Source organism: Amycolatopsis sp. NPDC049252, from assembly GCF_043197175.1.
Classification (GTDB): Bacteria; Actinomycetota; Actinomycetes; order Mycobacteriales; family Pseudonocardiaceae; genus Amycolatopsis.
On the sequence record NZ_JBICSQ010000038.1, the window covers coordinates 13,061 to 24,219 of the forward strand.

The window sequence follows — 11,159 nt, forward strand, 5'->3', positions numbered from 1 at the left end:
AGGGCTCTGATCGCCTTTGATGCAGGCCCCTTGGAGAGGACGTATCACGACGTCGTTCGCCGGCTCTGGGTAACCGGCTCCCCCTCTGGGGGCCCGGCGAAGGAGGAACGGTGTTCCGGAAACTCAAGGCGATCCTCGGGATCGCGGCCCTGCTGCTCGGCACCGCGCTCGTGTTCCCGGCGACGGCCGGCGCGGTCCCGACCCACCCGGCCCCCGCGACCGGCCTGCTGTGGTTCGACACCGAACTGTCCGGCGACTATTCCGGGCAGCTGTCGCAGTGGACCCTCGACGGCACCGGAACCGTCTACGGGCCCGATCCGTGGGCGCTGGACTGCATCAACGGCACCCAGGCGTGCGTGGGGTACTACGACATGATCGGCGTCGCCGACTTCGACCGCGACGGGCGCAGCGACCTCATGACCTACGACAGCAACCACGCCGCCGTGGTGATCTACGGCGACGCCCGGTCCACCGCCGGCGCACCCCGGTACCTGGACCGGACGTGCACCCCGGCGTTCGGCTGCGGTGGCCAGGCGAGGCCGGTCGGGATCCGTGACGTCGACGGCGACGGCTATCAGGATCTGATGTGGTTCGACGCCGACTCCGGCGCGGTGTTCACCTGGCTGCTCGACGGTGCCGCGCACGTCGTGGGCGTCCAGACCGTGAACGTGCCCTGCGACCGCGCTTCCGGGTGCTCGTTCTCCTGGAAGCCCATCGCGGTCGGCGACGTGAACGACGACGGGCATGCCGACGTCCTGTGGTGGGATCGCGACTCGGGCATCGTCGGTGCCTGGCTGCTGGACGGCGCCGGCCACCTGATCACCCGGCTGGACCTGGACTGGAGGTGCTCGGGAGGAACCTTGGGCACGTGCGCCGGAGAGTGGCGTCCGGTCGGTCTCGGAGACCTCAACGGCGACGGGCACCAGGATCTGATGTGGTACGACTCGACGACGGGTGAGGTTTCGAGCTGGCTGCTCAACGGTTACGGCAACGTCGTCACCAAGCAGCCGCTGCAGTGGGCGTGCAGCTACCGCAGCACCTGCGCGAACCACTGGGTCATCGTCGGCATCGTCGACCCGGACCGCCGGGTTCCCGGCCTGCCGCCCGTCTGCCGGCTCTGCCGCGGCACCTGAGCTGGTGGGCGTCCTGGTCTGTCGGTACCGTGCCGAGCGGGAGCGGGTCGTCGAGACGCTGCCCTCCGGTGGCGGAGGCGGATGCCGACGACATGGAGACCGGTTCGTGGTCGCGGCCGGTGCCGGTCATCCGGCCGCTGGTGCGCCACACACCCGCCCGCCTGGGGCGCCGGTACGCCCTGCGTGCGGCTGAAGCCGGCTCCGCGGGTGGCGTAACTTCGGGGTATGCGGATCGGCGAACTGTCCCGGCGCACCGGCGTGAGTGCGCGTTCTCTGCGGTACTACGAGGCGCAGGGCCTGCTGGCCAGCGTGCGCTCCGAGGCCGGGCAGCGGCACTACTCGGACGCCGGGGTCCAGCGCGTGTCCCTCATCCGGCAGCTGTTCGACGCGGGCCTGTCCAGCCGGGTGATCGCGACGGTGCTGCCATGCGTGGAGACGCCCGGCGACGCGGGTGTCGTCGACTTCGCGTTCGCGGCGATGAAGCGCGAGCGCGACCGGATCGACGCCGAGATCGCGCACCTGGTCGGGTCCCGGGACGCGCTCGACCTCCTGCTCGACGCCAACAGCCGCCACCGGGCGGAGCTGGCCGGCGCTGTGAGCCCCGCCTCAGCCGGTTGCCCTTGACACCGGTGTGAGCGGTGACGATGGCCGCAGTGCCCGGAAACACCGGGCCGGTCGTCGGAAAGGCAGCGAAAATGGGACAGGCATGGGGTTTCGGCAGGCACGGCGGCCCGGAGGTGCAGGAGTTCTTCGAGCGCCCCGATCCCGCTCCCGCTCGCGGGGAGGTGCTGATCCGGGTCGACGTCGCCGGGGTGAACCCCCTCGACCACATGCTGCGCGCGGGCCTGGTCCCCGGGCTCGACGGCGGGCGGCCGTTCCCGCTCGTGCTGGGGATGGAGGCCGCGGGCACCGTGCTCGCCGTGGGTGAGGGCGTCGACGAGCTCGAGGTGGGGGACGCGGTCTTCGGGTTCGCGCTCACCGGTGGCGGCACGTACGCCGAGACGACGGTGCTGTCGGCGCCGAACGCCGCGCGGATCCCGGCGGGCCTGCCCGCGACCGTCGCGGCGACCTTGCCGGTCGCCGGGACGACCGCGGTGGACGTGCTCGACCAGCTCGCCCTCCCGGCCGGCGCCACGATCCTGGTCAACGGCGTCGGCGGCGGCGTCGGCCTCGCCGTCGCCCAGCTGGCCGCGGCGCGCGGCCTGCGGGTGATCGGCACCGGCAGTGCCGCCAAGCGCCGGTACGCCGAGGCCGCCGGCGCGCGGTTCGTCGACTACGCCGCCGAGGACGTCCTCGCCGCGGCCCGCGAGCTGGTGCCGGACGGCTTCGACGGGATCGTCGACCTGGTCGGCGGTGCCTCGCTGCGAGCGGTGGCCCCGCTGGCGCGCGACCCCCGCACCGTCGTCGCCGTGGGCGATCAGTCCGTGGGCGAGATCGGCGGCCGGTTCGTCGAGCGGCGCCTCGACCGCGCGAACCTGGAGCGCGCCGCCCAGCTGGCGCTCGACGGGGTTCTCACCCCGCCGATCACCGCGGTCCACCCGTTGTCCGACGCGCCGGCCGCGCTGGCCACCGTCGAAAACGGGCACAGCGCGGGGAAGGTCGTCATCAAGATCGCCTGACCGACCTTTGTGGACTTTCGGGTGCCGGACCGGCGACACACCGGGAGTTTCCGTCACTCGCGCCCGTACCAAGCTGCCGGTCAATCGGGCGGTTCGACGTCCAGGACCAGTGTCGACGTGAGGCCGATCAGGCGGCGCAGGGCGGCGTCGGCCTGATCGGCGTCGCGGGCCATGACGGCGTCGAGCAGGACGCGGTGTTCGTCGTGGCCCGCCGGGTCGTGCGGGCTCGGCGCCGCGGGCCGGAGCCAGCGGCGGTACAGCTCGGCCTCTTCCCTCAGTGAAGCGGCCAGGTCGCGCAGCCGGGCGTTGGCGCAGCCGGCCAGCAGCACGGTGTGGAAGTCGGCGTGGGCGATCAGCCACGCTTCGCCGGGCTCGTCACCCTCGTCGCCGGCCAGGGGAGTCTGCTCGAACGTGTGGTGCGCGGCCAGCACCTGGCCCTGCCACGCGAGGTCGCCCTCGTCGATGGCGCGGCGCAGGGCGAGCGACTCGATCTCGGCGCGGGCGTCGGTCAGGTCGGCCAGCCCGCGCGCGGTCAGGTCGGTGACCCGGAAACCCTGGTGGGCCTCGGAACTGACCAGGTTCTTGGCGACCAGCTTGAGCAGGGCTTCGCGGACGGCGCCGGTGCTCACCCCGTAACGCTCGCTGAGCTCGGGGAACTTCAGCCGCTCGCCGGGGCGGAGCCGGCCGCCCAGGATGTCGGCCCGGATGCGGTCGTGCACCGCCTCGCTGCGGGTCTGCTGCCCGGCTCCTCGCGCCATGAGACGAAGCCTACAACATTCGACAGCTGGGCAAACTTTTAAAAGTATGCTTCACTGTTGAAAGTAAGCGCGAGAAGGAGAACCTGATGACCAGCCCGTACGACTCCCTGCCCGCCGTTCCCGAGTTCGCCGTCACGAGCGCGGACGTCACCGACGGTGGACCGCTGCCCGCCGCGCACTTCGCCGCCATGAGCGGCGTCGCCGGCGCCGAGGACCGCGCCCCGCAGCTGTCGTGGAGCGGCTTCCCGGCCGCCACGCGCAGCTTCGTCGTCACGATGTACGACCCGGACGCCCCGACACCGTCCGGGTTCTGGCACTGGGCGGTCGCCGACATCGCGGCCGAGGTGACGTCCCTCGCCGCCGGCGAACTCCCGGACGGCGCGTTCCACGTCGCCAACGACCTGCGCGAGCCGGCCTACACCGGCGCGGCCCCGCCGCCGGGCACCGGCAAGCACCGCTACTACATCGCCGTCACCGCGCTCGACGTGCCGTCGGTGGCCGCGCTCGGCGTCACACCGGAGTCGACGCCGGCGGCGCTGAGCTTCCTCGCCCTCCAGCACACCCTCGCCCGGGCGATCCTCGTGCCGTGGGCCGGGGAATGAGCCGCTGCCACGCCGCCGTAAGTCCGTTGCACCAGGCGGTGTACTTCGCGCCGGAGCAGGCGGACGAACTCGCGAAGCTCGGCCTGGGCCGCGGGTCCACGGCGTACTTCGCGGGCCGCGCGGCCCCGCTCGGGGCGGTCGGCGCGGGCGCCGTCACGGCCACGTTCTCGAACTTCAACCACGAGCACGTCGCCCGGTCGCTGCCCGCCGCGTGGACCGTCACCACGCCGGAGGCGGTGCTCGACGCCCGGCTGCGCGGGGTGGACGGGATGCTGCGCCGGCTGCTCGGGCCGGAAGCGGTGCGGTCCAAGGAGATGGCCGAGGCGGCCGGGCTGGCGGTGCGCGCCGCCGAGGGCGGCCACCGCGAAGGGCGGCCCTTGTCCGCCGCCAACGCCGACCTGCCCGTGCTCGAGGAGCCGCACCTGGCGTTGTGGCACGCCGCGACGCAGCTGCGTGAGCACCGGGGTGACGGGCACGTCGCCGCGCTGGCGGTGGCGGGCCTGTCCGGGATCGAGGCCATCGTCCTGCACAACGCCACCGGCACGACCGTGACGTCGGCGCTGCTCAAGCAGACCCGCGGCTGGTCCGACGCGCAGTGGGCCGCCGCCCGCGACGGCTTGCGGGAGCGCGGCCTGCTGGACGAGGCTGGGGAGCTCACGGAGGCGGGCACGACCCTGCGCGCGGACGCCGAGGCGCTCACCGAGCGGCTGGACGCGGCGCCGTACGACCACCTCGGCCCGGCCGCCACCGCCCGGCTGACCGAACTGGCCGCCGGGTTCACCGCCGCGCTCCGCTCCGCGGGCGCCTACCCCGCAGCGGTCTTCGGCAAAGGGTGATTCTGGCCGCGGCCGCGGCCCCGCCGACAAGTGTCGATACGGCGACACACGTGAGGCCGGGCCTTCGTTCTCCTCGACGACGAGTGGCCGGCCCACGTCACCGCCGGAGCGACGCGGGTACCGCGCTTGGCAGCGCGGCACCCGCGTCGCAGGTGTGCCGGTCCCGGCACGGGAAGGCGTTCAAGAAAGCTGGGCCACCTCCGCGTCCGTCAGCGCCTTGCCGACCACGGCGACGTCGTCGACCGCGCCGTGCCAGAAGTCGGTGTTGCCGCCGTCGTACTTGGCCCGCCCGACCGTGAACGCGCCGGTGCCGGCGACTCCCGGTCCGGCCGGGGCCGTCGCGACCTTCACCCCGTCCACGTAGAGCCGGATCTCGTTGCCGGCCCGCACGCCCGTGAGCTCGTACCAGCGGCCGATCTCCGGCACCACCTCGTACCGGGCCCGGTTGCCGCCGGGCGTGCTGAACGCGAACGCGCCCTGCCCGTACTGCAGGTAGAACGGGCTCTCCCGCTCCCGGCCGTCCTGGCTCACCGCGGTCGCGTAGTTGCCGGGCAGCTCGTCGAGCCGCACCTTCGCGGACACGGTGTAGTCACCGGTCGTGTCGACGACCGGGCCGTAGGTGTCGGCGGAGCCGCCGGAGAACTGCAACGCGCCGTCCTTGAAGGCCGCCCCGGTGGGGGTGAGCGTCAGCGGATTGTGGCCGCCGCTCGAGTCCTTCGCGGTCGTGCCCCCGCGCTCGTCGAGGTTCCACGAGCCCTTCCCCGCGTACGGGTAGGGCTTACCGGCGTTGGCGCCGGCCTCGATCACGCGCCGGTTGATCTCGCGGACCGGACCGGGGTCGACCTTGAGGCGCTTGCGGTCGTAGGTCCAGAGCCCGTTGAGCTCGCCTTCCAGGTCGGTGACCTGCGTGTAGACCGAGGCCGACAGCTCGGCCCGCGCCTGCCCGAGGTAGAACGTGCGGGTGTTGTCGACGTACTTCGCCGTCAGCGCCGCCTTGTCCGCCACGCCGCTGTAGATCGCGATCGGCGCACCCGGCCACTGGTGACCCGGCGTCCGCAGCGTGAAGCCGCCGTGCTCACCGTCCATCGCGACGCGCTTGCCGTCCGAGCGGGCCGGATCGGTGTTGTTGTAGTCGTGGTGGTCGATGACGTCGCCCGCACCCGAGTCGCCCTTGGAGGCGCAGCAGTTCACCCCGCTGTGGGCGTTGACGATGCGGCTCGGGTCGGCGGCCTTGACCTGGTCGGCGATCCGGCCGGTGGCGGCCTTGTCCCACTCGCCCCAGCCCTCGTTGAACACGATCCAGGCGTAGACGGACGGGTAGTTCTGCAGCTGGTGCATCTCTTCGAGGCCCTGGCTGAGCCACGCCTGCTGCGCCGCGGGGTTGGTGCCGTCGTCGAGGGACACGAAGTCCTGCCACACCAGCAGTCCCAGCTGGTCCGCGTGGTAGTACCAGCGGGCCGGCTCGACCTTGATGTGCTTGCGGACGGCGTTGAAGCCGAGGTCCTTCTGCGCCTTCAGGTCGAAGACGAGGGCGTCGTCGCTCGGCGCGGTGTTCAGGCCGTCCGGGTAGAAGCCCTGGTCCAGCTGCATCAGGGAGAAGAACGGCTTGCCGTTGAGCGTCAGCTTGGGGACGCCGTCGACGGTGGTGATGCCGGTGGAGCGCATGCCGAAGTAGCTCTTGACCCTGTCGCCGCCCAGCTTGATCTCCAGCTGGTACAGGTACGGGTCGTCCGGCGTCCACAGGTGCGGGTTCGGCACCGCCAGCTTGAGGTTCGCGTTCGCCGGCCCGGTGACCGTGCCGACCTGCCGGCCGCGCGCGTCCTTGGCGACCGCCGTGACGGTGGCGTTGCCCGCGGACTTGACGTTCAGCGCCAGCGAGCTGGTGGTCAGGTCGGGAGTCGTCTTGATCTCGTCGATGCCCTTGTCCGCCACCGGTTCCAGCCACACCGTCTGCCAGATGCCCGACGACGGGGTGTAGAAGATGCCGCCGGGGTTGGGGGACTGCTTGCCCTTGGGCTGGTACGGGCCGGTCGTGTCGGTCACCGCGACGACGATCTCCTGCTCGTCACCGCGCTTGAGCGCGTCGGTGATGTCGGCGCTGAACGCCGTGTAACCGCCGGTGTGCTCGGCGACGAGCGTGCCGTTCACCCACACCTTGGCCTGGTAGTCGACCGCGCCGAAGTTGAGCTTGAGGCGCTGCCCGCCGCCGATCTTCCAGTCGCGCGGCACGGTGACCGTGCGGCGGTAGAACATGTGGTCCTCGTGCCGTTCGAGCCCGGAGAGCTGCGACTCGATCGGGTAGGGCACGACCACCTTCTCGGGCAGCCTCTTGCCGAACGTCGGCTGCTGGCCCTCCTTGGCGGCCGCGAACTCCCACGGGCCGTTGAGGTTGACCCACTTGTCGCGCTCGAGCTGCGGCCGCGGGTACTCCGGCAACGGGTGGCGTGTGTCCACGTTCTCGCCCCACGGCGTCCGGAGCCGTTCCGTCGAGGCGTTCGCGACCGTGCGTCCGGTCTTGCCGACCTTCGTGCCGTTCACCGCGAGCGCACCCGCGCCGTCGTAGTAGAGGGTGACGCGCTGGCCCTTCAGCACCCGCTCGGCCAGCCGGATCGTCGCCCGGTCGCGGCTCGTGGTGAGGGACGAGACCGGCATCGGCGTCGCGTCGACCTCGATCAGCAGGTGGTCGGCCAGGTCGCCGGTGCCCGAGACGCGGCCGTCGAAGCCGGCCGTGAGCGTGCGCCCGTCCGGGGACACGTCCGCCGTACGCGGGACGACGGCGAAGTCGGCCGGCGGCGTGAACGCCGACAGCGGCACGATCTGCTTCGCGATGGCCGCGCTCGACCAGCGCAGGAACATGTTGGCGCCGCCGGTGTCCTGGAACATCTCCAGCTTGAAGTCGTACTGCTTGCCGGCGCTCAGCGTGACCGGCGCGCTGGTCTGCTCGGAGTCCCAGTCCCCGACCCAGTGGTCGATCACCGGCGCGCCGTCGATGAACAGCCGGAACCCGTTGTCGCCGATGGCGTAGAAGGTGTAGTCGCCGGTCTGCGGCACGGCGAGCTGCCCGCTCCACCGGGCGGTCGTGTGCTCGGTGCGCCCGGCGACCAGCCCGAAGACCGAGGTCAGGTCGGGGTGGTTGACCTCCGAGTCGAGGGCGGTCCCGGCCAGGTTGGCGAAGTCGTGCGCATCCGGCGTGGACGGCGTGAAGTACTCGGCCTTCAAGCCGTGCACGGCCTCGGCGGCACCGGCGGGCGGCGTTCCCGACGCCACGCCCAGCGCCACCAGCAGGGCGAGGAGGACGGAAGCGGCTCTTCTCATCGGCGAGATCCCCTTCGTTTTTACAACGTTGTAAAACGCTCTTGGAGAGATCGAAGCAGACAAGTCGGACGACTATCTACCGCCGAATGGCGGTATCTCGAGGGCCGACTGCCGGGCTCCCGGGTGACCCCGGGCCGCCGCGGGCTCGTGCGTCGCGCGCCGACGCCGCGATCCCGGCGAAAAGCGTTGCCTGGCCCCGTGTTCGTCGCAGGGTGACGAGGGGAACGTCCGGTTCCGCGACAGAGACAGGAATCGGACAGGTTGGCGGAAAAGTCTAGACCACGGGGCAGCGCGTTCTCACACTGGTGGGTGAATAACTCCCTGTCCCCGGAGGTGTGTGGCCCGGCGCGTCGGCAAGAACTCCTTACCGGACAACGACTATTCCCATGTCCGCATCGGCGACGGCTGGTCCCTACCTCGGTGTGCGCCGCGCCCGGTGGTTCGTCCAGCTCGGGTAGCCGGGGACAGCGGTGACCGCACCTCCGGCGGGGACGCCTGGTTCCAGCCGGTCACCTCCTGATCGCGCGCGAGGCCACCGGTCACGTGCGCTCCGCTCACGCGCCCCGGACCCGGAGCCTGAGCGATGCCGTTTCGGACAAGGAGTTCTGATGCGCAAAACCCTCGTCGCGCTTTCGGCCGCCGTGGTGCTCAGCGTGCCGGCCACCGCGCTCGCGGCGCCGGCCCCGGAGGCGGGTACCGGCGTGGTCGGTGCGGTCGACGGCACCAGCCAGGTCGCCGCCGCCGACCGGTTCCGGGAGATCCGGACCGGGCAGGCCGGCCAGCGCACCCCGGCCACCAGCATCCACGACGACTGGGGCGTCTACACCGGTGGCAGCGCGGTCACCGGGCAGGACGCCGTCCAGGCGGCCTACAGCGACCTCAGTGTCTCCGGCGACACCCTCTACGCCCCGACGATGAAGGCCCCGGGGTCCTGTGTGGAGCTGGTGACCGCCTACTCCAACGGGGCCAAGCAAGTCTGGGCCTGGGACTGGTGCGTCGGTGTGCACGTGGCCAAGTCGGTCAACGTCGACGCCACCTTCCGCACCAACTACGTGACTTCGGTCAACGGCCACGACTCCTACCACGGCAAGGTGGAGCAGACCGACGCGAGCAAGAACACGTGGACGGCATCGCTGTTCAACTACCACGCCAACCGGTGGGACACGCTCTACACACAATCGGGCACCGACCAGTCCCGGGACAACCGCAGCTGGAACATCTTCGAGGTCTACGCCAGCGGCAGCACCACCGCCGCCTACTGCACCGCGCTGGGCACGCGAAACATCGAGAGCAGCAGCTACAAGATCAAGCTGAACGGTTCTTGGCAGGCCGCGGGCACCGGCAACACCTCGGTGCTCTCCAACTCCTCGACCGCGAACTTCCTGTGCCCGAACCTGTCTCGCACCGTGGTGCACGCCAACGACCAGTGGCAGGTCCACCGCTGACCGCGTGAAGTGCCCCGGGGAGCGCTTGCTCAGCGGAGGGTGTGGAGCAGCAGGTGGGCGGCCGCCGCGGCGCCGTCGGTGCGGATGTCGGCTCCCAGGGTCTTCGCCCGTTTCCGCGTTTCGGGGGTTAGCGTGGTTTCGAAGGCGGTGGTCAGGGACTTGTAGGTGGCCGTCGGGCCGTCGAGGGCCGCGCCGGCCAGGTCCACCACTGACCGCGTGAAGTGCCCTTCGGGGAGCGCTTGCTCAGCGGAGGGTGTGGAGCAGCAGGTGGGCGGCCGCCGCGGCGCCGTCGGTGCGGATTTCGGCTCCCAGGGTCTTCGCCCGTTCCCGCGTTTCGGGGGCCAGCGCGGTCTCGAAGGCGGTGGTCAGGGACTCGTAGGTCGCGGTCGAGCCGTCGAGGGCCGCGCCGACCTCAAGGGCCGCCACCTGGCCGGCCCAGTACGGGTTGTCCGCCACGCGGAGCGGGACCACCACCTGCGGGACGCCCGCCCGGGCCGCCGTCTGCGTGGTGCCCGCGCCGCCGTGGTGGATCACCGCGGCCAGCTCGCGGAACAGGCGCTGGTGGTTGACGTCGCCGATGGCGAAGCAGTCGTCCTGGCCGTCGACCAGGTCCAGGTCCGCCCAGCCGCGGGAGACCAGGACGCGGTACCCGTTGGCACGGCTGACCTCCACGGCCCAGCGGGCGATACCGGGTGCCGGGCTGATGCTCCCGAAGCCGACGTAGACCGGCGGCGGGCCCGCGGCCAGGAACGCCACCAGCTCGGCCGGCAGCGGGCGTTCGTCCACTGTGGTCCAGGCGCCGGTCTGGACCACCTGCAGGTCCTGGCCGTCCGGCCAGGGGCCCAGGACCGGGTCCGCCGCGAGCCACGGCCGATCCGAGTAGACGTGGTCGCGCACGTTGGTGACCGGGGCCAGGCCGAGCGCGGCGCGATGACCGTTGAGCGGCTCACGGAACTGCGCGTCGACCAGGCGGGCGTCGAGGTCCCAGCGCGTCTCGTTGCCGACGTCCGCCGGCTCCGCCCAGCCCGGCCGCGGGGGTGGCGCGTGGTGCGGCGACGGCAGGTTCACCGCCGAGTACGTCACGTACACGTAGCCGATGCCCGCGGCCTCGGCCACCGAGCGCGCGGCGATCTGCGCCAACCCGGCCGCCACCAGCGCGTCGCACCCGTCGGCCGCCGAGGGGAGGACGTCGAACTGCGCGTCGAGCAGCTCGGTGCGGTACCGGGACAGCTCCGCCGCCGACGGCGGGGTCGGGCCGCCCATCAACGCCCGGATCGGCGGCCCGACCGGGACCGCCGGGATCCCGAGGCCGGCCAGCCGGTCCGCGAACTCCTCGTCCGGCGGCGTGCACATCCGCACCTCGGCGCCGAGCGCCCGGAGCTGCACCGCGAGGGCCACCAGAGGTTCGACGTCGCCCCGCGTCCCGTAGGTCGAGAGCAGCACCCGCATCC

At 72.0% G+C, this 11,159-nt stretch carries 10 protein-coding genes; 6 read left to right on the top strand and 4 right to left on the bottom strand.

The features are described from left to right. The first annotated feature begins 110 nt into the window (after nucleotides 1-110). The 3 genes from ACGFMK_RS30440 (at nucleotide 111) to ACGFMK_RS30450 (ending at nucleotide 2,752) form a co-directional block, all read left to right on the top strand. Complete coding sequence (locus tag ACGFMK_RS30440) at nucleotides 111-1,133, top strand: FG-GAP repeat domain-containing protein (RefSeq protein ID WP_392770322.1); 1,023 nt, start codon at nucleotides 111-113, stop codon at nucleotides 1,131-1,133. 225 nt (nucleotides 1,134-1,358) lie between these two features. Then, nucleotides 1,359-1,757, top strand: coding sequence for a MerR family transcriptional regulator (locus ACGFMK_RS30445; RefSeq protein WP_392770325.1), 399 nt, complete (start codon nucleotides 1,359-1,361; stop codon nucleotides 1,755-1,757). Nucleotides 1,758-1,828: 71 nt separating this feature from the next. After that, nucleotides 1,829-2,752, top strand: a complete 924-nt coding sequence (locus tag ACGFMK_RS30450; protein WP_392770328.1) for an NADP-dependent oxidoreductase — start codon at nucleotides 1,829-1,831, stop codon at nucleotides 2,750-2,752. Between the two features lie 80 nt (nucleotides 2,753-2,832). Here the strand turns inward: ACGFMK_RS30450 and ACGFMK_RS30455 are convergent, their stop codons facing one another. Further along, nucleotides 2,833-3,510, bottom strand: a complete 678-nt coding sequence (locus tag ACGFMK_RS30455) for a GntR family transcriptional regulator (protein ID WP_392770330.1) — start codon at nucleotides 3,508-3,510, stop codon at nucleotides 2,833-2,835. Between the two features lie 86 nt (nucleotides 3,511-3,596). Between ACGFMK_RS30455 and ACGFMK_RS30460 the strand changes: the two genes are divergently transcribed. Beyond that, nucleotides 3,597-4,112, top strand: a complete 516-nt coding sequence (locus ACGFMK_RS30460) for a YbhB/YbcL family Raf kinase inhibitor-like protein (RefSeq protein ID WP_392770333.1) — start codon at nucleotides 3,597-3,599, stop codon at nucleotides 4,110-4,112. Then, nucleotides 4,109-4,948, top strand: coding sequence for a hypothetical protein (locus ACGFMK_RS30465; protein WP_392770433.1), 840 nt, complete (start codon nucleotides 4,109-4,111; stop codon nucleotides 4,946-4,948). The genes ACGFMK_RS30460 and ACGFMK_RS30465 overlap by 4 nt, the downstream gene beginning before the upstream one ends. 180 nt (nucleotides 4,949-5,128) lie before the next feature. Here the strand turns inward: ACGFMK_RS30465 and ACGFMK_RS30470 are convergent, their stop codons facing one another. After that, entirely contained in the window at nucleotides 5,129-8,263 is a 3,135-nt protein-coding gene (locus tag ACGFMK_RS30470; RefSeq protein ID WP_392770335.1) for a LamG-like jellyroll fold domain-containing protein, read from the bottom strand. Nucleotides 8,264-8,871: 608 nt separating this feature from the next. Between ACGFMK_RS30470 and ACGFMK_RS30475 the strand changes: the two genes are divergently transcribed. Continuing rightward, the gene (locus tag ACGFMK_RS30475) at nucleotides 8,872-9,708 is read left to right on the top strand and encodes a carbohydrate-binding protein (protein ID WP_392770338.1); all 837 of its coding nucleotides are present in this window, start codon (nucleotides 8,872-8,874) and stop codon (nucleotides 9,706-9,708) included. 29 nt (nucleotides 9,709-9,737) lie between these two features. Here ACGFMK_RS30475 and ACGFMK_RS30480 read toward each other — a convergent pair whose 3' ends face one another. Beyond that, nucleotides 9,738-9,914, bottom strand: a complete 177-nt coding sequence (locus tag ACGFMK_RS30480) for a hypothetical protein (protein ID WP_392770341.1) — start codon at nucleotides 9,912-9,914, stop codon at nucleotides 9,738-9,740. 37 nt (nucleotides 9,915-9,951) lie between these two features. Next, the gene (locus ACGFMK_RS30485) at nucleotides 9,952-11,157 is read right to left on the bottom strand and encodes a glycosyltransferase (protein WP_392770343.1); all 1,206 of its coding nucleotides are present in this window, start codon (nucleotides 11,155-11,157) and stop codon (nucleotides 9,952-9,954) included. Nucleotides 11,158-11,159: the final 2 nt, after the last annotated feature.

Coding starts and splice junctions, on each gene's coding strand:
- ACGFMK_RS30445 (WP_392770325.1), top strand. CDS start 1,359: ATGCGGATCGGCGAACTGTCCCGGCGCACCGGCGTGAGTGCGCGTTCT.
- ACGFMK_RS30450 (WP_392770328.1), top strand. CDS start 1,829: ATGGGACAGGCATGGGGTTTCGGCAGGCACGGCGGCCCGGAGGTGCAG.
- ACGFMK_RS30455 (WP_392770330.1), bottom strand. CDS start 3,510: ATGGCGCGAGGAGCCGGGCAGCAGACCCGCAGCGAGGCGGTGCACGAC.
- ACGFMK_RS30460 (WP_392770333.1), top strand. CDS start 3,597: ATGACCAGCCCGTACGACTCCCTGCCCGCCGTTCCCGAGTTCGCCGTC.
- ACGFMK_RS30465 (WP_392770433.1), top strand. CDS start 4,109: ATGAGCCGCTGCCACGCCGCCGTAAGTCCGTTGCACCAGGCGGTGTAC.
- ACGFMK_RS30470 (WP_392770335.1), bottom strand. CDS start 8,263: ATGAGAAGAGCCGCTTCCGTCCTCCTCGCCCTGCTGGTGGCGCTGGGC.
- ACGFMK_RS30475 (WP_392770338.1), top strand. CDS start 8,872: ATGCGCAAAACCCTCGTCGCGCTTTCGGCCGCCGTGGTGCTCAGCGTG.
- ACGFMK_RS30485 (WP_392770343.1), bottom strand. CDS start 11,157: ATGCGGGTGCTGCTCTCGACCTACGGGACGCGGGGCGACGTCGAACCT.